The 19,895-nt window shown below is 69.3% G+C and carries 15 protein-coding genes and 1 pseudogene; 3 read left to right on the top strand and 13 right to left on the bottom strand.

Annotated elements, in window-relative coordinates:
• Positions 1–359: 359 nt before the first annotated feature.
• The 9 genes from CRP39_RS02015 to CRP39_RS01975 all read right to left on the bottom strand — a co-directional run bounded on the left by CRP39_RS02015 (position 360) and on the right by CRP39_RS01975 (position 12,903).
• Positions 360–1,367 (bottom strand): ABC transporter permease, encoded by a 1,008-nt coding sequence (locus CRP39_RS02015; protein ID WP_097203889.1) that lies wholly within the window; start codon positions 1,365–1,367, stop codon positions 360–362.
• Positions 1,345–2,916, bottom strand: a complete 1,572-nt coding sequence (locus tag CRP39_RS02010; RefSeq protein WP_097203887.1) for a sugar ABC transporter ATP-binding protein — start codon at positions 2,914–2,916, stop codon at positions 1,345–1,347. Before CRP39_RS02010 ends, CRP39_RS02015 begins: the two co-directional genes overlap by 23 nt.
• Before the next feature lie 4 nt (positions 2,917–2,920).
• Positions 2,921–4,015, bottom strand: coding sequence for a sugar ABC transporter substrate-binding protein (locus tag CRP39_RS02005; protein ID WP_172442250.1), 1,095 nt, complete (start codon positions 4,013–4,015; stop codon positions 2,921–2,923).
• 916 nt (positions 4,016–4,931) lie between these two features.
• Positions 4,932–6,560, bottom strand: coding sequence for an AMP-binding protein (locus CRP39_RS02000; RefSeq protein WP_097203883.1), 1,629 nt, complete (start codon positions 6,558–6,560; stop codon positions 4,932–4,934).
• Between the two features lie 210 nt (positions 6,561–6,770).
• Positions 6,771–8,363, bottom strand: a complete 1,593-nt coding sequence (locus CRP39_RS01995; RefSeq protein WP_172442249.1) for a flavin-containing monooxygenase — start codon at positions 8,361–8,363, stop codon at positions 6,771–6,773.
• Positions 8,364–8,610: 247 nt separating this feature from the next.
• Positions 8,611–10,341 carry a CocE/NonD family hydrolase gene (locus CRP39_RS01990; protein ID WP_216359573.1) on the bottom strand — a complete coding sequence of 577 codons (1,731 nt, stop codon included), beginning with the start codon at positions 10,339–10,341 and terminating at the stop codon, positions 8,611–8,613.
• 276 nt (positions 10,342–10,617) lie between these two features.
• Complete coding sequence (locus CRP39_RS01985) at positions 10,618–11,529, bottom strand: NADPH-dependent F420 reductase (protein WP_097203878.1); 912 nt, start codon at positions 11,527–11,529, stop codon at positions 10,618–10,620.
• A gap of 200 nt (positions 11,530–11,729) precedes the next feature.
• Positions 11,730–12,476 carry an NADPH-dependent F420 reductase gene (locus tag CRP39_RS01980; RefSeq protein ID WP_097203876.1) on the bottom strand — a complete coding sequence of 249 codons (747 nt, stop codon included), beginning with the start codon at positions 12,474–12,476 and terminating at the stop codon, positions 11,730–11,732.
• A gap of 139 nt (positions 12,477–12,615) precedes the next feature.
• Positions 12,616–12,903, bottom strand: coding sequence for a hypothetical protein (locus CRP39_RS01975; protein ID WP_097203874.1), 288 nt, complete (start codon positions 12,901–12,903; stop codon positions 12,616–12,618).
• 367 nt (positions 12,904–13,270) lie between these two features.
• Here CRP39_RS01975 and CRP39_RS01970 point away from each other — a divergent pair, with 367 nt between their 5' ends.
• Together CRP39_RS01970 and CRP39_RS01960 are read left to right on the top strand one after the other, a co-directional pair.
• The gene (locus CRP39_RS01970) at positions 13,271–14,122 is read left to right on the top strand and encodes a TIGR03084 family metal-binding protein (RefSeq protein WP_097203873.1); all 852 of its coding nucleotides are present in this window, start codon (positions 13,271–13,273) and stop codon (positions 14,120–14,122) included.
• A gap of 865 nt (positions 14,123–14,987) precedes the next feature.
• Positions 14,988–15,806 carry a mycofactocin-coupled SDR family oxidoreductase gene (locus tag CRP39_RS01960; RefSeq protein WP_097203869.1) on the top strand — a complete coding sequence of 273 codons (819 nt, stop codon included), beginning with the start codon at positions 14,988–14,990 and terminating at the stop codon, positions 15,804–15,806.
• An 11-nt stretch (positions 15,807–15,817) separates the two neighbouring features.
• Here the strand turns inward: CRP39_RS01960 and CRP39_RS01955 are convergent.
• Positions 15,818–16,165 (bottom strand): annotated as a pseudogene (locus CRP39_RS01955) (SRPBCC family protein); the annotation flags it as partial.
• Between the two features lie 137 nt (positions 16,166–16,302).
• Positions 16,303–16,773, bottom strand: coding sequence for a transposase (locus CRP39_RS01950; RefSeq protein ID WP_260179817.1), 471 nt, complete (start codon positions 16,771–16,773; stop codon positions 16,303–16,305).
• Positions 16,774–17,216: 443 nt separating this feature from the next.
• Here CRP39_RS01950 and CRP39_RS26590 point away from each other — a divergent pair, with 443 nt between their 5' ends.
• Positions 17,217–17,378 (top strand): hypothetical protein, encoded by a 162-nt coding sequence (locus CRP39_RS26590; protein ID WP_172442248.1) that lies wholly within the window; start codon positions 17,217–17,219, stop codon positions 17,376–17,378.
• A 646-nt stretch (positions 17,379–18,024) separates the two neighbouring features.
• On the opposite strand, the gene CRP39_RS01945 is transcribed toward CRP39_RS26590, so the two are convergent.
• The gene (locus CRP39_RS01945) at positions 18,025–18,816 is read right to left on the bottom strand and encodes an IclR family transcriptional regulator (protein WP_097203867.1); all 792 of its coding nucleotides are present in this window, start codon (positions 18,814–18,816) and stop codon (positions 18,025–18,027) included.
• An 85-nt stretch (positions 18,817–18,901) separates the two neighbouring features.
• Positions 18,902–19,894, bottom strand: coding sequence for a PDR/VanB family oxidoreductase (locus CRP39_RS01940; protein ID WP_097203865.1), 993 nt, complete (start codon positions 19,892–19,894; stop codon positions 18,902–18,904).
• Position 19,895 lies beyond the last annotated feature (1 nt).

Here is a 19,895-nt window from a genome sequence, read left to right as displayed (position 1 = left end):
CCGAGCAGCCCGACTGCAAGCACCACGGGCGGTGTTCCGCGACGGAGGATTGCTGCACCCATTCAGGGCATGATCCAGGCAGAAGGCCCAGTCCTGGGTTCTGGCGCGCGTGGCCGGCGTAACCGCCGGTTGACAAGGAACACCCGCTGCATCGACCTGACAGGCTGTCTGATCGCGGCCGGCAGAGTCCGATTGGAACTGTGAGTGCTACGTCTGGGTCGGCCCGGCTCGACCGCGACCAACCGGCGGGGCGGCGCCGCCTCGCACGACCTGGCCGAGGGCACCTACCGCGGGTGCCACCTCGCCGAGCTCAAATGTCTGAGCGAGGCGGCCGCCCATCATGCGTGCCCTTCGTGGTGTCAGACTGATCGTTGTCGCGAGCGCAGATCGGTGATCACGGCAAAGAGCACGACGACACCCTTGACGATCTGTTCGGTTGCCGCGCTCGCATTGACACCGGCGATGACGTTGTCGAGGACGCCGAAGATCAAGAGCCCGATCGCTGTTCTCCACACCGCCCCCTCCCCGCCGTAGAGCGAGGTGCCACCCACGACCACGATGGCGATGGCGTCGAGCAGCAGCGGAGCGGAGTTCGTCAACTGCGTGGCTTGCATGCTGCCGAGTCGTGCCACGAAGACCACCCCGGCAAGGCAGGCGCAGATCCCGACGATGACGTAGGCGCTCACGCGCAGCCGTTCGACCCGCAGTCCAGCCAGGCGTGCGGCGTGCTCGCTGCCGCCCACGGTCTTGAGTCGTCGGCCGTACGCCGTGGAGCCCAACACGAGCTGGCCGATGAGGAAGACCGCCACCAGCAGCAAGATCGGGATCGGTATGCCCAGCACGGAACCGGTCCCGAGCAGTCGCGGGCTGGGCGTCGTCAGCGTCACCTGGTCGTTCCCCAACCCGCTCAGCACGATTCCTGCGAAGGCTGACGCCGTCGCGAGGGTGGCGATGAACGAGTTCACCCCGACCTTGGCCACGATGAAGCCGTTGATGACACCGGTGATCGATCCGGCCAAGAGGGCGGCCACCAGCGCCAACCCCCAGCCCATGTCGTCGGCCATCGCGGCATAGACCGCAGCTCCGAGCACGAACACCGGCACGACCGACAAGTCGAATGCGCCGGTGACCATGAGCAAAGTGACACCAACCGCAATGATCCCCAGCCCGGCATTCTGGACAAGGATGATCTTGAAGTTGTTCCATTCGAGGAAGTTGTCGTAGGTGAACGCGGCCGTGACCACGAGGACCGCCAACACCAGCAACATTGCGTTCTTGTAGAGCAACGTGACGGCGACGTCCCGGCGCGTCGTCCTCGGTGCGCTCGACTCCTCGACCGTGGGGTCAGACGTCAATGTGGCCATCATGCGCCTCCTGGGACTGGGTCGGCGCGAGGCCGAATGAAAGGCTGAGGATCTGCTCGACGGTGATCCGTCCGTTGTCCCGGTTGAGCTCGCCGACGGGACGGCCTTCGCGGAGCACGACGACCCGCGAGCACAGGTCGGTGACCTCTTCCATCTCGCTGGACGCAAGGATCACGCCCACTCCGCGCTCGCACCGTTCGACCAGCTTCTCGGCGATGATCGCCTTCGCCCCGATGTCGATACCCCTCGTCGGCTCGTCCGCCAGGAGGATCTTGACTGGGGCGTAGTCCCACCGTGCGAACAGCAGTTTCTGCTGGTTGCCCCCCGAGAGCGTTCCCGCCTTGCTCGGCAGTCTCGACGAGTCGAAGCCGGCGCCCTTGGCCGCTCCCACCGTGCTACTGGCGAGCCTGGCCTTGGTGAGAATCCGGCCGCGGGTGGCCCGGTCGAGATTGCCGATCGCGATGTTGACCGAGCTGGAGTCGCCGAGCAGGACCCCGTCCGTCTTGCGGTTCTCGGGGATCATCGCGATCCCGAGACGCAAGGCAGCGTGGGGAGAGGACGGCCACTTCACCTGCGTCCCGTCGATCCACAGCCGGCCCGACGTTCGGTGGCCCAATCCGACCAGTGCTCGTAGCACAGTGGTCCGGCCGGAGCCGACCAGCCCACCGAGACCCAGGAGCTCGCCCTCCATCAAGCTGAACGAGATGTCGGTGACCGCGCCCGGAATGGTCAGGTTCTCGACCCGCAGCACTTCTCGGGATCCGGGCGCGCGATGCGGCCTCGCATGGTCCTTGATCGCGACCTCACCCGGCTCGAGGCCCGACGGACCGAGCATCGCAGCCACCAACGCGTTCTTGTCCCGGACGTCCGCGGCGGCAGGCAGAGCGACCCTGCCATCGCGGAACACGGTGATGTCATCCGAGACTTCGAGGACGTCCTCGAGGTTGTGGCTGACCAGCACCATGGTCGTGCCTTGTGCGCGCAACTCCTTCATGGTCCCGAGCAGTGCGCGGCTCTCGGTCAGAGAGAGTGCTGCGGTCGGCTCGTCGAGCAGGATGACCCGCGCATCCGAGCAGAGCGCGCGCATGATCTCGAGCATCTGCTGGTCGGCCACCGACAACCGGCCGGCTGGGATGTCGGCCGGGATCGACACCCCGAGCCGGTCGTTCAGGTCCCGGAGGGTCGCCCGCATCTCCCGCTCCGACAACAGTCCGTAGCGCGTGACCTCCGACCCGAGGTACAGGTTGGCCTGTGTCGACAAGGTCGGCACGATCGTCAGCTCTTGGTAGATCGAGCGGATCCCCAGCCGTATGCCGTCTCGAGGTGAGTGGAACGCGACGGGCTCACCGAAGGCCTCGATCGTGCCGTCCGTCGGCACCTGCCGGCCGGCCAGGAGACCGAGACAGGTGGACTTGCCTGCCCCGTTCTGACCGACCAGGGCATGGATCGTCGCTTCGCGGACGTCCAGGTCGACGGCGTCCAGAGCGCGGAAGCGCCCGTACTCCTTGACCAGCCCCCGGCACCTGATTGCGCTGCGGTCCGCCGTCGACACGGCTCTACCTGGCCTGGGCGTTGTCGACGGAGTTCGGGACGTACCCGCCGCTCCGAGCGATGTCCGGCGTCACGAGGGTCAGGAACGGCGCCGTCTGGTCGGCGAAGGGGTCGAGAACGTGACCGTCGTTCGCGATCACCGTCGGCACGGGGTTACCGGCCACCGCCTCGTGGAGCATCAGCATCGCGCTCTGCACGGCTGAACCCATGTAGTACGGGTGGGTGCCGTGGACCTTGCCCGCCGCCATCAGGTCCATGATCGCGGGAGTGCCCCCGGACATGTACACCTTCACCTGGTCCGTCAGCCCTGCAGCCTCGACCGCCTCGACTGCCCCGGCACCGGTCTCATCGGCCAGGGAGAGGATGAACTCCGCGTCCGGGTTGTCCTTCAGGTACTGCTCGGTCACGGACTGCCCGCCGGCCTTGTCGGGCGACGCGGCCGCAGTCTGCGTGAGATCGACACCCGGGTACTCCTCCAGCGCAGCGTCGAGCGCGCTGGTGTAGATGCCGGCGCAGGTGCACATCGACGCTTCGAGGTTCAGCGACATGCCCTTCCCTTCGGGGTGGGCTGCCATCGCGCGCTCCACGAAGGCCTGGTAGATGGCGGGGTCCGTCCCCCCTCCGACCACTCCGAGAAGGCCAGGCACGTACCAGTTGTTGATCGGCTCGGCATCCTTGCCGCACATCGGGTTGTAGTAGTCGACGACGAGGATCCCGGCCTCTGCCGCCTGCTTGGTGAAGGAGTCACACGACCCCACGCCGTCCACCGGGATCACGATGATGGCGTCGTACTTCTTCGTGCTGATCGCCGTCTGGATCTGGTCGGCCTGCTTGGCGGGGTCGTAGGCGCCGTCGACCTGCTCCACCTCGTATCCATAGGCTTCCGCCTGGGCTTCGGCCCAGGCGAAGGCCGTCTGGAAGAACGGCGAGATGGCACCGTTCACGAAGAAGCCGACCTTGAGCTTCTTGTCCTTGTCGACGGTGACCTCCGTGCCGCCCACATCGATCGTCACCTGGTCCCCGTCAACGGTCGGTGTGATGGTGTTCGACCCGGTGACCAGCCCGCTGAACGGGCCGTCGTCCGCGACGCTGAGGGTCACGTGCTCCGCTGACGAATCCCCCGCTGCCGTGGTTACGTCGCTGGGGTCGTCGGCGCAGGCGGACAGCGCCAGACACCCGATCGTCGCGAGGACGACTCCGCGGGTCGACCACGACGCTGAGCGCCGTGCGGCGAGTGGGCGGATTCGACGCGTCATGAGGTTGCCTCTCCTTTGAGTTGCTGTGCTCGACAGGCGCGGCCCGTGCGCCGGATCGTCTGCTGGGGACGACCGCTCCCAGGAGGACCGAGTCACTCCGCCGGATCACGATCATCGACGTGATGTGGACCATACTGACTTGTTTCGTCCAATTTGGGAAGACCTTGGACCATCCTGGCTGCAGCAGGTCCGCCCTCCGCCAGCGCGCAGGACCTGCAGAGGCGTGCGGGCCAGCTTCGTCAGGCGCAGTCGTGGGGATGCCCCCGTGCCTCACTGCGCCGCATCGACCTCTGGAGCCCCGGTGGTGATCGCTCCCGATGCGGGAGGTCGTGCGCTCCTGGCGGTCCTGCGATCGGCGGTCAGGGGCCTGCGATGCGCGACACCGCATCGCGATCGAGGAGGCGCGAGGGGGCGAGGTTGCACGGGAGAAACCGGCGCACGCCGATGGGCACCTCGTCCGCTGGACCTCCGGCGGTCCGCTGACGCAGGCCACGGCGACCCACAGCGGCTGCCGCACCGAACCGCCGAACACGACCCTGGGGCCGGCGTGATCCGCAAGCCCATGACGGACTGCCGTACCGGCACCCGCTCCTGGCCACTCGCCATCCGTCCCGACGACGTGGCAGCACCGGCCGGCCCGCGGAACCGGGACCCCTGTCGGGAGGCCATCGACGCCCGTCCTAGCCGGACATCAGGATCAGTGCCGCGCGACCGGCGGTCCTCCGCACCAATGACCAGCGATACGGCGACGAGATCGGGGTCAGGACGCACCGCCCTCCGACGTCCGCTTGACAGCCGACCTGACGCGTTCAGGTCGCGCCCACGTGTTGGCCCCCCGGCCACGCTCACGGAGCGCACCCTTGCGGATCTTCTCCGTCGGCGTCTTCGGCAGCAGGTCGACGACCTCGATGAAACGTGGCCGCATGAACTCGGCCAGCCGGCTGGACAGGAACTCGTCCAGGGCGGCTTCGTCGAGGCGCCGCGACTGTTTCGGGACGACGAAGGCCATGACCTCCTGCTCGCCCCACTCCGAGTCGACGCCCACCACCGCGCACTCCATCACGTCGGGATGCTGCAGCACCGCCGCCTCGACCTCGGCGGAGGAGATGTTCTCCCCGCGGCGGCGCAGCGAGTCCTTGAGGCGGTCCACCATGTAGTAGTTGCCGTGCTGATCCCGTCGGAACTGGTCTCCCGTGTGGAACCACAGGTTGCGCCAGGCATCAGCCGTCGCCTCCGCGTTCCCCCAGTACCCGGACGCGAAGTGCCACGGCGCATGAGGACGCAGGACGAGCTCCCCCACCTCACCGTCTTCCACCTCGTAGTCGAACTCGTCGACGATCCGCGCGTCGAATCCGTCTCGCAGGCGACCGCAGCTCTGCCAGATGCTGACGTCGTAGTCGACCGCGACGATCGGAGCGCACACCTCGGTCATGCCCCACTGCGTGGTCACCAGCACGTCGTGCCGCTTCTTGAAGTCCTCCACCTCCGGGATGACCGGGATCATCTGCACACGCCGCAGAGGCGTCGACTCCGGATGGGCGTCCTGCCGGTAGACGAAGTTCGCCATCGCACCGAGCAGCAGCGTGGCGGTGCACTGGTGCTTCTCGATGTCCGCCCAGAAGGCGTCGGTGGAGAACCGCTCACGGAGAACGGCCCGCCCCCGCACCCGCGCCGCAGACATCAGATTGGCGCGATAGGTGATGTGGGATGGCGGAAAGGGGAGATAGATGGCGTCGTCCTGGCTGAGGACGGTCGGCGGGAAGACCCCGAAGGCCGCCTCCTTCAGCTGCGCGAAGGGCACGACGACCCCCTTCGACAAGCCCGTCGTGCCCGAGGTGTAGAGGATGCAGGCGGGCGCGTGCCCCGGTATCGCGGCGCCGGCCCACGTGTCCGCGGACTCCCCCACCGCCTCGAGGACGGCGTCTGCCCGGACGACGTCAGTGGAGCCCTCGGTGCGGAGTTCGCTGTCACCACCGATGACGACGACGCACTCGATGTTCGGCGCCTGGACCAGTGCTTCTCGAACGGAGGACAGGTACCGGTGGTCGACGACGGCGATCCGGGCCCGGGTGTCACTGATGATGTGATCGAGGAGTGCGCCCCGGTACGCGGGGTTGGCCGACGCCTCGATCGCGCCCACGTACGCGATCCCGCACCACAACTCGACGGAGGCCACCGACGACGCCACGAATGTCAGGACGGTCTCGCCGGCAGCCAGCCCGAGCCCGACCAGCGCCTGCCGCCACGCCCGGGCGTTCGCCTGGACCTCGCCATAGGTCCTGACCGGCCCGTCGACCTCTTCGAGGCAGATCGAGTCCGGCGACTGTGCTGCGATCTCGGCGACCATGTCGGGGTACGCCTCGGCCGTCTGCGCTGTTTCGGGGCTCACTAGCTCTCCTGACGATGTCGCCGTGGTGGTCTGCCACTCGTGACGTGGCCACGGCACTCAGCGAGGTGGTTGCAGGATCTGGAGTGGGACGACGCCACGTCGTCCTGATCAGCGGGCCGCGCCGGGATCACCGCGACATCCCGATCGGCCCGGTGCCGGCCCTTCCGCGGCCGGCACGAGTGCATTGGTCGGATCGACCCGTCACGCGACTCAGGAGAAGGAGAACCCGACGAAGTCGTCGGCCACGACCTTCTCGCAGTGCTCAACGTACTTGTCGAGTCCGCCCACGTACGGCATGAAGACCCTGGTGCCGTCCTCGCGGTTCACGTGCACCATGTAGTTCTCGACGTTGAGCCGGAGCAGGTTGGACGCGGCCTCGGCCACGTGCGCCGTCCACTCGTCCTGAGCCTTCTCCTCGGGTTCGACCCTGGTGTGGCCGCGCTCGCCCATGTGGCGCAGCATGTCGGCGACGAAGTCGACGTGTTGGACGTTGTCCAGGATCATGTTGGCCAGCACCGAGGGGCTTCCCGGTCCGGTGAGCACGAACAGATTCGGGAATCCTCGCGTCATCAGTCCGAGCAGCGTGCGCGGCCCGCGTGACCACCGGTCGGACGGTCGCTCACCGAGTTCGTTGCGGATGTTCGCCTCGTCGAGGGCGCCGGTGAAGGCGTTGAAGCCGAGCGCGAAGACGAGCAGGTCGAACTCGAGGTCGTGGTTCCGGGTTCGTATGCCCTTCTCCGTGATCCGCTCGATGGGGTCGTGGTTGATGTCGATCAGGTCCACGTTGCTCTGGTTGAAGGCCTCGTAGTAGCCGGTGTCCACGCACAGGCGTCGCGTGCCGATCGGATAGGCATGCGGCATCAGGATCTCGGCCTTCGCCGGGTCCTTCACCGTGTCCCGCACGTGCTGGCGGACGAAGTCGGCCACGAGCGTGTTCGCATGGATGTCGGTGCCCTGGTCAGAGAAGACCGCATTCATCGTGTGCCCGCCGCGGGCCCAGCGCTGCCGCAGTAGCGCCTGCTGCTCGTCCGGCGAGAAGGAGCTCGCCGGACCGGCACCGAGCGGGATGTCCGAGCCGACCGGATGGTGCAGGATCTTCTCGCGCATCTCGCTGACCCGGCTGGCGTAATCGGCGTACTTCTGCTGATCGAGCGGACCGTTCTGCGCGGGAACCGAATAGTTCGCAGTCCGATGGAAGACCGTGACGTTCTCGGCGTCACGCGCCAGCGCGGGCACCGCCTGGACGCCGGAGGAGCCGGTTCCGATGACGGCGATGCGCTTGCCCGCCGTTTCCACGTGGTCGGTCGGCCAGTGTGCGGTCTGGACCCAGCGACCGCGGAAGTCCTCGAGACCGGGGAAGGCCGGTGGGCGAGCCTTCGACAGCTGGCCGGACGCCATGACCAGATGGCGTGCGGTCACCGATTCGCCGCTGCTCGCGGTGACGCGATACCGGTGCGCAGACGACTCCCACTGCGCACCGGTGACCCATGTCGAGAAACGGATGTGCGGGCGGACTCCCCACGTGTCTGCGGCGAAGTTCAGATAGGCCAGGATCTCGGGCTGAGCCGGATAGCGCTCCTTCCAGGTCCAGCGTGGATAGAGATCCTCGTCCGGAAAGCAGTAGAAGTAGCTCTCGATGTCGACGCGCGCTCCGGGATAGCGGTTGTGGTACCACACTCCACCCACGTCGGGCGCACCCTCGAATGCGATGACCCGCAAGCCCGCCTGGGTCAGCTTGTGAACGGCGTAGATACCGCCAGCTCCGGCCCCTACCACAACAGCGTCATAGTCCACGGTGTTCATGACCGCTCCTCTCTCAGCTCGGGATGCATCGCTCAAGGGCTCGACGAGACTCATGACCAGTGCCGCGTGACGCCGGCCCGTGTCCCACACGGGAGTGCGCACGTGATGGCGGGCGTGGTACGGCGCGCGACCGCCTCTCGTGCCGGGCCGCACCGGACCTCCGGCGACGTCCGGTACGCCACCGCCGGCCGGGTCCACTGACGTGGGACGACCGGCGCACCCCTCGTCGTGTGCCTCACCGGGGCGATCACGCCGACCGCCGGACGACGGGGAGCACGACTCTCGACGGCCGGGTGCTGTCGTGCCACACGGTGTTGGTGGCGACCACCAGGTCGGAGGGGCGGGCGTCGGCGACCGGGACGGCGGCGTTGGGATTGCGGTCGAACTTCGGGAAGTTGCTGCTGGACACGTCCAGCCGCAGGCGATGCCCGGCGGCGAAGACGTAGGCGGTGGCGACGAGGTCGACCTCGATCTCGTAGACCGCACCGGGATCCAAGAACTCCGGCCGCGTCGTCGACGTCCGGTAGCGGCAGCGCACGATGCCGTCGCACACGAGCTCGGGCCGGCCGTCCGGATGGACGTCCACCAACGTCGCCGTGAAGTCGGTGTCGACTGCGCTCGACGAGACGTACAGTCTCGCCCGGACCGGGCCGGTGACCTCCATCGACCGGTCGAGCGGCTGGCTGGTGTAGCACAGGACGTCCGGACGAGCCTCGGTCCGCGTCTGGTCCCGAGGGCCCGCGTTGGCTCCGATGAAGAGGCCGGGCAGGAACGTCGCGCCGCCGCAGGTCATGACCGGGTCGGCAGGGTCGTAGACGAAGCTGTCGGACACCGCCTCCGACCCGGTTGCGGTGGACAGTGTGCCGTCGCCACTGCTGGTTCGTGCACCGCCCGTGCTGCCCAGGAAGTAGTCGACGTACTCGGCGTCAGGCAGGGGCCAGTCCGGCTCGTCGCGCCAGACGTCGGGTCCCATGACGAAGATCCGCACCGGGCTGGACGACGTCGCCGAAGGCGAGCCCGCCAGGTGCTCCTTGAACCAGGCCAGTTGCACGCCGGTCATGTCCGCCCCGTCGAAGCCGGCCTGGATCCCGAAGGCCCGCTCCGGGAACACCCCGCTGGCCGCTCCGTGGGCCCACGGACCGATGACCAGCCGCTGCCGCCGCGCGTCCGGTTCTGCCGTGCGAGCCCGCAGGGCGAGGTAGTTGTCGATCGTGCCGCCCAGGAAGAGGTCGTGCCATCCGCCGATGTTCAGCACCGGGATGTCCGTGACGGCATCTCCCCGGGCCGAGAGCCGCGCCCAGTAGTCGTCGCGCTCCGGGTGGTCCATCCACTGCGAGAGGTACGGCGCGATCGCGGTCAGCACCGGGTGGTCGCGCTCGGGCAGCCTGCGGAACACCGCGCCCATGTCGTCGAGCATTCGCTGCAGGTCGGCGAGGCGCTCCGCCTCGGCCGAGGCAGAGCGCAGCAGCTCACCGAGGGCGAGCGACGACGCAACCCACTGCAGGGCGAACCCCAGCCGGAAGGCGCCACCCTGGTACAGCCAGTTCTCGTAGTAGTCACTGCTGGTGATGGCCGCCGACATCGCAGCAAGGGCCGGCGGCCGCTCGGCGGCGGCCAGCCACTGGGTGGCGCCGGTGTAGGAGCTGCCGAACATCCCCACCGACCCGGTGGACCACTCCTGGCGGGCGGCCCAGGCGACGGTGTCCCCGCCGTCGGCCTTCTCGTCGGCGAACGGACGGAAGGTCCCGCCGCTCTGGTACCGGCCTCGCGTGTCCTGGACGACGACCGCGAACCCCTCTTGCGTTGCGCGCAGCACGTCCAACCAGCCGCTGATCATCCCGTAGAGCTCTTTGTTGTACGGGATGCGTTCGACCAGAGTGGGAAAGGGACCGCCGGCTGCCGGACGATAGACATCGGTGGCGAGTTCGACGCCGTCGCGCATCGCGACCCTGAGGTTCTTCTCGACGACTACGTCCAAGGCGCTGACGGCCCTCCCTTCCTTCTCGTTCGTCCCTGTCGCGCGGCTTCGGTCGGGGATCGGCGACATCGAGGCCGCAGAGTGCACGCCGCGGATCGGCTCGGGCCGAGCACCCACAGCGGCCCTGAGCGGTCATCCGGCAACGTGACGCCCACCATACTGACACGTCTCGTCCAAATTGGGAAGAGTGGGCGTACCCCTCGGTGAACCGCCTGCTGGACCTGGCGCAGCGGCCCTGCTCGGAGTGCGGTGGGACGTCTCCCTCGTCGGCTCCCATCACCCGGGGGTGACGCACGGCCGAGCCGGCGGTCGATCCTCAGCCGCTGGAGCCACCCAGCACCGAACAGTGACCAGGCCTGCCCCGCGCTTGCAGGGGCAGGCCTGGTCAGGTGGAACCTCCCGAGGAGCCGTCCCTCGTCGGCGGACCGGGCGTCGGTGGCCGCTCCTCCAGGCCGAGGGCCACTCACCCCCGGCCTTGCCGCGCACCGCGGCGGCGATCAGGTCCCGCACCCGGTCGGCCGGGACCGGCGCCCCGGGGCTGTTCGAGAAGAACTCCGCGATCTCCTCGCCGCCGGCATCCTCGGGCAGTGACCCGAGGTAGGGCATGACGTACACCGGGGTGTTGGGCTCGGAGCGCCAGCTGCCGGCTGTCCCGCCGGTGTCGACCGCGTCGAAGCCGAGGCGGTCCAGCAGCGCGGTGGCCTCTCGCTTCGCGCCATCGTCGTCCCCGGCGATCGGCAGGGCACTGCGGTCGGCGTCGCCGGCCGGCCGCGCTCGGGTCGTGAGCTGGTTGGCCCCGATGCTGTTGAAGGCCTTCACCAGGCGAGCACCGACGAGGTGGCGCTGGACGAGCTGGCTGGTGGTCAGCTCGTCGCTGTCGAGCTCGGGGATCCGGCCGTCCCGCCCGGGGTAGTAGTTCGAGGTGTCCAGCACCAGCTGGCCCGCGAGCAGATCTGGCGGCAGCGTCAGCACCGCCTTCAGCGGGATGGCGAGGAGTACGGCGTCAGCCGCTGCCGCGGCCTCCGCGACCGCGCCCGCGCGAGCCCGGTCCCCCAGGTCCGCCACCAGCTCGGTGAGGGTCTGCGGCCCGCGCGAGTTGCTCACCACCACGTCCATGCCGGCCGCGACCGCCAGCCGAGCGACCCCGCTGCCGATCGCACCGCTGCCGATGACTCCCAGAGTGGTCATCCACCTACCTCTTCCTGTCTGTTGATGGACTTCGGTGCCAGGTGTCCCGGGACGGCGATCCCGAGGTTGCTGCGCCCGCAGGGCCGTGCGGGGTGTACGGCCGAGGCGCCGTGGGCCCATGTCGCCTCGGCCGTACACCCCATCGACGTCGCCCACGGCTGGGCTGCGCCCAGTCGCAGTCACCCCGCTGAGCAGCGGGATCAGGGGTAGATCAACCGAGCGACCTGGAGGAGGAAGTCGTCGCCCCGGAAGGCGCTGGGGTCCGACATGAGCTCGCCGGCGATGCTGATGGCCAGGTCGCGTCGCTTGGGCGAGCGACTGGCCACCGCCGCCGCCAGAGCCGCGGGCAGCTCGTGGCGAGTCAGGTCGGTGCAGTAGGCCGGGGCACCGGGCTGCTGGCGCCACGAGTCGGCCAGGGACCCGGCATCGAAGCCGTCGAAACCCGTCTGTTCGACGAGGGACAAACCGAGCGCCCGGGCGTCGTCGGCATCGGCCGCGACCGGGATGGCGATGCGGTGGGGGCTGCCCGCGGGCGTGGCCTTCTGGGCGAACGAGCCCGCCAGGATCGCGTTCCACGCCTTGACGACAGGGCGACCCAGCTGGTCGGAGACCCACAGGCTCTCGACCTGCCCGTCGTCGAGGGCGGCGATGTGGCCGTCGCGGAAGGGGTAGTAGTTCGAGGTGTCCAGCAGGACCGCACCGGCGGGCAGATCGTCGATGAGCGGCTTGATGCCCGGGATCGCGAGCGTCGGGATGGAGATGACCAGCGCCTCGACATCGGAGACGACGTCCTGTGCGTGCACAGCCTCTCCACCCGCGGCGGTCACCGCGGCTGGGATGGTCTCCGGGCCGCGGGAGTTGGCCACCTTCACCTGGTGTCCGGCCAGGCTGAGTCGTCGGGTGAGGGTGGCGCCGATGTTGCCGACGCCGAGGATGCCGATCTTCATGCTGGTTCTCCTGTGTGTGTGAACTGCGTTGTCCGGTCTGTTCCGGTCGGCCGATCTGGCCGGGCCGGCGACCCCGGCTGTCGCGGTGCCGACGTCTGGAGGTCGTCGTCCAGAGTCGCAGCATTGTGGACGGATGTCGTCAGGAGGCGCTCGGGAGACTGCGTGCCCGGCCGACGAGGAGCGTGCCCACGACGGCGGCCAGGGCGATGGCCCCGGCAGTGGCGAACGCGGCCTGTCCCGCGGAGACGGCCTGTGCGGTGCTCAGTGCTCCGGCGTTCGCGGCGTCCGACCCGATGGTGTACGCCGAGATGAGCACCGCGCCGCCGGCGGCACCGGCCAGCTGCTGGATGGTGGTGAAGGCCGCGGAGCCGTGCGGGTAGAGCTCGGCCCGCAACGAGCCAGCGCCGTCGTCGTCATCGGCGCCCACATCAGGGCTTGCGAGGCGGTCATGACGAGGTAGGCCGCCAGCAGGGTGAGTGCGCTCGTGCCCTCGTCCATGGTGCTGAGGAACCACAGAGACGCCGTCCAGACGATCGACCCGGGGATGGCGAGGGGGCGCGGGCCACGGGACGGACCACCAGCACGGCAAGGACTGATGGACGGCAAGGGGGTCTCCCCCCGCGGCGCGGACTGCCGGACAGCGCCCGGCGCGCAGACGGACCATGACGGTGCACCATGCCCACACGCCCCGTTCACCGGCACGGTCAGCGCGGTCGAGGTCGCCGTCGGCGTCCCGGTGCCTTCGTCCAGGTGCTGCCCTTCGTCGACGGGGCCAACGATGAGGAGGCCCCAGCGTGACCGCACCCGAGACAGACCGGGCGGATGCGCGAGCCGCCGCGGCGGCCGGACGGCACCGGCAGGTCACCGAGGACCTCCGCGAGGAGACACGTTCGCTCCAAGACGTGCTCGACACCATCGAGCACCAGGCGTGGTCGACGCCCACGCCCGCTGCAGGTTGGAACGTGCAGGACCAGATCAACCACCTGGCCTACTTCGACGAGGCGATGGTGCTCGCGGTCACCGACCCAGAGCGCTTCCGACGCCAGGCGGACGAGCTGAGGGCGCCCGGCGGGGACTCCCCCGACCGCCTGGTCCGCAGTCAGCGGGACCTCACGCCGGAGCAGTCGGCGGCCTGGTTCGGCCGGGCGCGTGCTGCCCTCCTCGACCTCGCCACCGACACCTCCCCCAGCCTGCGCCTCCCCTGGTACGGGCCGGACATGAGCATCACCTCTGCCATCACCGCTCGACTCATGGAGACCTGGGCCCATGGGCAGGACGTCGCCGAGGCCCTGGGCGTCATCCGGCCTCCCACCGACCGGCTCCGACACATCGCCCACCTCGGGGTTGCCACCCGGGCATTCAGCTATCGGCTCCGCGGGCTGCCCGTGCCCGAGGTCGACGTCGCTGTCGAGCTGACCGCCCCCAGCGGCGACGTCTGGCGGTGGGGCGACCGGGCGACCGCCGAGCGGGTGACCGGCACCGCCCTCGACTTCTGCCTGGTGGTCACCCAGCGCCGGCGTCTGTCGGACACCGACCTGTCGGTGACCGGGGACGCCGCCCGGGGGTGGATGCAGGTCGCCCAGGCCTTCGCCGGCCCGCCCGGCCCCGGGCGCGAGCCCAGCGCGGCAGGCGTGAACACGCCGTGACCCGCGTGGACATCGCCGGCGAGGACGCCGACGTCGCCACCGAGCAGGGCTGAGTCACCGCGCCCGACATCGCACCCTGAACGCCCATCACGCAGGCGCTCACCGACCTGCAGGCAGCGTCCCGCGCGGTCGCGCTCACCGGGCGCGGGACGAGCCCTGCATGGCGTGCACGCGTGGCCGTGCTGTCCTGGCTCAGCGTCCGTCGAGAGCGACGGGCGACGACGTGCGGTCGGCCGACCTGGGCTCCTCCACAGCCTGTCGCACGGCCGCCTCGAGCACACGCATGGAGACGCCTTCCGGGACGACGACCAGCGCCACTGGTTCCGCCGCAGTCCCGCTGACGAAGGGGGTGCTGGACGACCGCGAGTGCCTGTTCGATCTCCTCGTGCCGACCAGTGCACTCTCCTCTGAGCCACCGCCGGGGAACGCGGTTGTGTGCGGCTACGACGGCCGCTGCGCTCACCTCAGCCCTGAGCTCGTCCAGGGCTGAGCCCGGCCCGGGATTGGGCGCGCCCAGCGGACGGCGACCACGTGCAGGTGTACTTCCTCCCACGTCGCAGTGGACCGCGACCGGTCGGCCAGGGCGCCGCGCACTGGGGATGGACTCGTTTCGGCGGGGATGGCACGACCGTCGGCTGCCAGGTTCTTGACCGTCGGCCGTCTCACACCAGGCCGAGTACTTCCACCAGGCCGAGTACTTCGCCGAGTCGATGGGCCGTCGATGGCTGCGAGAAACCGCCCATGATCGCTCTTCTTAATTTGGACGATTCGTGTCAGCATAGGTGTGACGGAGTTGACACGAACACCAGTCGAGACCCCCATCGGGGCATCGACCGCCCCGATCACCTCAGGATGGAGCACAGGAATGGCAGGACGGATGGACGGCAAGGTCGTCTTCATCACCGGGGCAGCCCGCGGTCAGGGCCGCGCCCACGCGGTCCGGCTCGCCGAGGAAGGCGCTGACATCATCGCCGTCGACATCTGCGAGTCGATCCCCACGGTCACCCAGTACGGCGGTGCCACCCCGGAGGACCTGCAGGAGACCGTGCGGCTCGTCGAGGCCCTGGACCGGCGGATCGTCGCCGAGCAGGCCGACGTCCGGGACCTCGCCCGCCTCAAGGAGGTCGTACGCAGCGGGGTCGCCGAACTCGGCCGGCTCGACGGCGTCGTCGCCAACGCCGGCATCGAGATCTTCAAGGCCTGGGACAAGTTCACCGAGCAGGAGTTCCGGGACGTCATCGACGTCAACCTCGTCGGAGTGTGGAACACGGTGATGGCCACCGCACCGGTGCTGGTCGAGGCTGGGCACGGCGGGTCCGTCGTCCTCATCTCCTCGGGCAACGGGCTCAAGGGCGGCCCCTTCAACCTCCCCTACACCGCCTCGAAGTTCGCCGTGACCGGGATGGGGAAGACCTTTGCCGCCGAGCTCGGCAAGCACCGGATCCGGGTCAACACCGTGCACCCAGGCCCGGTCGACACCGACATGTCCCGGCACATCTCGCCCCTGTTCGGTGAGATCGCCGCCGGCAACGAGCACCTGCTCAGCACCTACGCCCATTTCCACCCCGACAGCGTCATGGACCCGGTGGAGATCTCGCACGCCGTCCTGTACCTGCTGTCCGACGAGTCCACCTGGACATCGGCGCTGGCGCTGGCCGTCGACGGCGGCGTGACCGCGTACTGAGCGGCGACGAACCGTCCCATCACCCGCCCCACGGGCCCGGCCTGCTCCACCGTCAGCGTCACCCGCGTGCCGCCGGTGCCAAGGTCCTCGAGCAGGTGCCGAGCGGTGGCACGGACGCCCGGGCCGGTGGCCACCCAGATGAACGAGCGGCCCGGCTCGAGCTCGGTCACCACGTCCTCGGTCGGAGGGATCCGGGGCTGCTCCACCCGGACCCGGGACCCGACGGCGAGGGGCCCGTCGTCGAGGCGTCGAACCGAGGTCACCGTCGACGCCCACTCCGGCCACCGCTCGACCTCGCGCAGCACCTCCCAGACCTGCTCGACCGGGGCCTCGACGTCGATCCTGGTGCTCTGCTCCACCGGGCCATCCTGCTCCTGGTCGCTACTGGAGATGGACCAAGATCATGTGCCACACAGACCCGTGAATGAGTGGGTTGCAGGCGCGCGTCAGCGCGAGGCGGGCGGAGCCCGTCCCTCCAGTTCTTCTGCAGTTTCGGTCAGGCGACCGGGTCGAGGACCACCGTGTGTCCGAGGCGTTCGAGCTGGGCGACCAGCCGACGGGTGTGGGCCTCGTCGTTGCGGCGGGCCAGCCAGTCCGCGCCGAGCTCCTGGTAGGGCTCGTCGTTCTTCAGCATGTAGTAGGCCGAGACCAGGATCGAATGCGCCACCGCCACCTGAGCGCGGCCCATCCCGCGGCGGGCGGTGAGCCGTGCGTGTTGGGCCGAGAGGTAGTTGGCGCCCTTCATCCGGGCCACCGAGCCGGCGGCCTCGACCAGCATGTGGTTGAGCCACTTGTTGCCGTGCCGGGCGCCGGCCGGGCTTCGTTTGCCGGCCGACTCGTAGATCGCCGGCGCCACGCCGGCCCAGGCGGCCAGATGCGCCGCCGGGGGGAAGCGGGACATGTCGGCGCCGGTCTCGGCGATGATCACCTGGGCGACCCGCGGGCCGACGCCAGGGATGGTCTGCAGCAGCTGCAGCTGCCGCGACCAGGACGCAAAAGCGTCGTCGAGCGTCCTCCTGACGTGGCTCGACTACGACACGGGGTTGGCCAGCTTCAGCCAGGATGTGCTCCCCAGGCTGGAGAAAGTGGGCCTGCGCGCGCCTGTCTCCCGCGGGTGACCACGATCTGAGACTGGCACCTCCACCAACGGCTCTTGCGCGCTCGGGCCGCGGGGCACCCGCCTCGATCAGGTCCTGAACTCGACCCGTTCTCGGCTGATCACTGTTGTCCACGGGGGACTCAGCGCATCGCGCACGGTCACGTCGCTCATCGAGAGCACGCCCCGTCTGTGATCAGTGGATCTCATCGCGTTCGGTGGCGGCCGGTTGTCCGCGCCGTGCCTGTCAGGAGCGCACGGTGAGAGCACACCCTCTCGCGCGAACAGCGAGCCAAGATCCGGGGACCTCCACGATGGTCGATCCCGTGGCCGGCCAGACGCGTGCCCGGCCGTTCGACAGCGTCGGCCAGAGCCTGCACAGCAGCCCGTTGCTGTACTCGGCGCTCCAGGACATGCCAGAGGCGAGCCGACTGTTCGTCGACTCGCCTTTGACCTGCGCACTTACGTCGGGCTGACAGGATTTGAACCTGCGACCCCTTGACCCCCAGTCACATTCGGGGCATTCACCGACGTTCGCGCGAGTGCCATGCCTGCAGGTGGGCGGCTCGTGCAGTCCAGTGCCGTCCGCCCGCAGTCACCGCCGTTCGGAGCGCGTTGCTGTACTCCTCCCCCGCAGCCGCGCGTGTCAGCCAGTTCCACTCGTCGCTCAGGAGGCCCAGGGATGACATGAGGCGGGTCTGCCTCTGGATGACGGCAACCCGAGCCGCGGCCCCGTCCCGTCGCCTCACACCGAGCCTTCGACGTCCCCTCGCCTACAGGGAGCAGAACCTGCATCGGGACAGGGCCGGCGGAAGCTGAACCGCCGTCTGTCGATCTCGTCAGGCTCCTGACCATGACGACGCTGTCCATGGCCGGCGAAAGAGCCCGCCGTTCGAGCTGATGGCTCTCGTCAGCGGGAGCGGTGTGCGCGACGTCGCACGGCACGCCCTGCGCCGTTCTGCCTTCCGCCGGGGACTTCGGATCGCTCGACGAGATGATCGAGGCCGTAGCCGACGCAGCGACCAAGCGGGGACTGCACGCCTTGGAGCAGTTCGACGGTGGACCGAGGCATCGGCCGAGCGTGAGGTCGACGGATTCACTGAACCTCCGGTCTGCATCCGCTCACCGCGCAGTCGACGTCTCACGCACGCCGAGTCTCGGGTTCCAGCCCAGGCGACGGGATATGCCGAGGCCACTCGCGATGACGGAGGGGATGACCGTCCTCAGCTCCACGGATCCGGAACGCACGACGACGGAGAGGGCGGCGACGACCCGACCCTCGGCGTCGATGATGCGCGTCGCGACGGAATCAGCATTGGGGGTCGTCTCCTCTCGGACGATGGCGATCCCCGTTCGTCGACACTCCGCCAGCTCACGGCGGAGCCTCACCGGATCCGTGATGGTGCTCGGCGTGAAGCGGTCCAGTCCGCGATCCACCAGAGCATCGAGGAGCTCCGTCCCTCCGTGGGCGAGGAGCACCTTTCCCACCCCCGAGCTGTGCAGTGGCAACCGCCCGCCGACCTGTGACAACAGACCCACGGCACCCGGTTTGGACAGTCGCTCGACGACGACCGCCTCGTACCCCTCCAGGACCGCGAGCTGCACGTGCTGGTTGAGGGCGGTGTACAGGTCCTCCATGAACGGCAGGACCACCGTCCGGAGCGGCTCTGTCAACGGTGCCAGCGTTCCCAGCTGCCACAGCTTCGTCCCGATGGTCAGCAGCCCGTCAGGCGTCCGGTCCAGCGCCCCGGCTTCGACCAGCTCGAGCGCCAACCGGCGCACCGTCGGTTGCGGCAACCCCGTTCGTCGCGCCAGCCCCGCCAGCGTGAGCCGGGTGTGACCGGGCTGGAAGGCGAACAGGACCTCGAGCAACCGCGAGCTGACGCTGCGACCCGGTTCGCTCGTCCGCGGCATGTCCCTGACCTCTCGGATGCGGTGCGATCGAGCAGGTTACGTGCAGACGCGCTGCACCCCCTGTCACCCGGTCACGGCCCCCCGGTCACAGGTCGAGGACGAGGCGGTCGCCGGCGGAGCGGGACACGCAGATGTACATGCAGTCGGTGGTGTCGAGCTCGTCGTCGGCGAGGAGCGCGTCGCGGTGGTCCGGCCGGCCGGCGAGGACCGTCGTCTCGCAGGTTCCGCAGATCCCCTGCCGGCAGGAGGAGAGCACGTCCACCCCCGCCGTGCCGACCGCCTCGAGGATGGACCGGTCCGGAGGAACGGTCACCGTGACCCCGGTGCGTGCCAGCTCCACCTCGAAGGGAGCGCTGCGGACCGGCGCCCCCCGCTCCGCGGCGACGAACCGCTCGGTGCGCAGGCTGTACGGCGACCAGCCGGCACAGGCGCTCTCGATGGCGGCCAGCAGGGGCGTCGGGCCGCAGCAGTAGATCTTGACGTCGGACCGGGCCGCGCCGAGGAATCCGGCGAGGTCCAGCAGGCCGAACTCGTCCTCGGGCCTGACCTGCACGCGGTCGCCGTGGTGGGCAAGCTCGTCGAGGAAGGCCATCGACGACCGCTGCCGGCCGCCGTAGAGCAGGCGCCAGTCGGCGCCGAGCATGTCGGCCTGCTGCACCATCGGGACCAGTGGGGTGATCCCGATCCCGCCCGCGACGAAGAGGTACTCCTCGGAGGGCACGAGCGGGAAGTTGTTCCGCGGGCCGCCGACGCCGACGAGGTCGCCGACCGCCAGCTCATGGTGGACGTAGGCGGAGCCACCACGGCTGCGCGGCTCCAGGAGAACGCCGACGCGGTACGTGAACGGATCCCACCGGTCTCCGCAGAGCGAGTACTGACGCGTGGTCCCGTTGGGCAGGACCAGGTCGATGTGCGAGCCCGGTGTCCAGTCGCGCAGGCGGCCACCGGTGGCCGAGGCCAGCTCCAGGGTGAGCACGCCGTCGGCCACCATGGTCTTGCCGGTCACCCGCAGTGTCGAGATGTCCGTGCCGGTGGCACTGCCCGCCGTGGACCCGGCGTGGCCGGTTGCGGCCGTCATG

Source organism: Geodermatophilus sabuli, from assembly GCF_900215145.1.
Lineage (GTDB): Bacteria > Actinomycetota > Actinomycetes > Mycobacteriales > Geodermatophilaceae > Geodermatophilus > Geodermatophilus sabuli.
This window is presented reverse-complemented; position numbering and strand designations above follow the sequence as displayed.

What these genes read in the sequence shown, in the direction of transcription:
- CRP39_RS02015 (WP_097203889.1), bottom strand. Translation starts at nt 1,367, where the DNA reads ATGATGGCCACATTGACGTCTGACCCCACGGTCGAGGAGTCGAGCGCA.
- CRP39_RS01940 (WP_097203865.1), bottom strand. Translation starts at nt 19,894, where the DNA reads ATGACGGCCGCAACCGGCCACGCCGGGTCCACGGCGGGCAGTGCCACC.
- CRP39_RS26590 (WP_172442248.1), top strand. Translation starts at nt 17,217, where the DNA reads ATGGTCGATCCCGTGGCCGGCCAGACGCGTGCCCGGCCGTTCGACAGC.
- CRP39_RS01985 (WP_097203878.1), bottom strand. Translation starts at nt 11,529, where the DNA reads ATGACCACTCTGGGAGTCATCGGCAGCGGTGCGATCGGCAGCGGGGTC.
- CRP39_RS01960 (WP_097203869.1), top strand. Translation starts at nt 14,988, where the DNA reads ATGGCAGGACGGATGGACGGCAAGGTCGTCTTCATCACCGGGGCAGCC.
- CRP39_RS01945 (WP_097203867.1), bottom strand. Translation starts at nt 18,816, where the DNA reads ATGCCGCGGACGAGCGAACCGGGTCGCAGCGTCAGCTCGCGGTTGCTC.
- CRP39_RS01980 (WP_097203876.1), bottom strand. Translation starts at nt 12,476, where the DNA reads ATGAAGATCGGCATCCTCGGCGTCGGCAACATCGGCGCCACCCTCACC.
- CRP39_RS01995 (WP_172442249.1), bottom strand. Translation starts at nt 8,363, where the DNA reads ATGAACACCGTGGACTATGACGCTGTTGTGGTAGGGGCCGGAGCTGGC.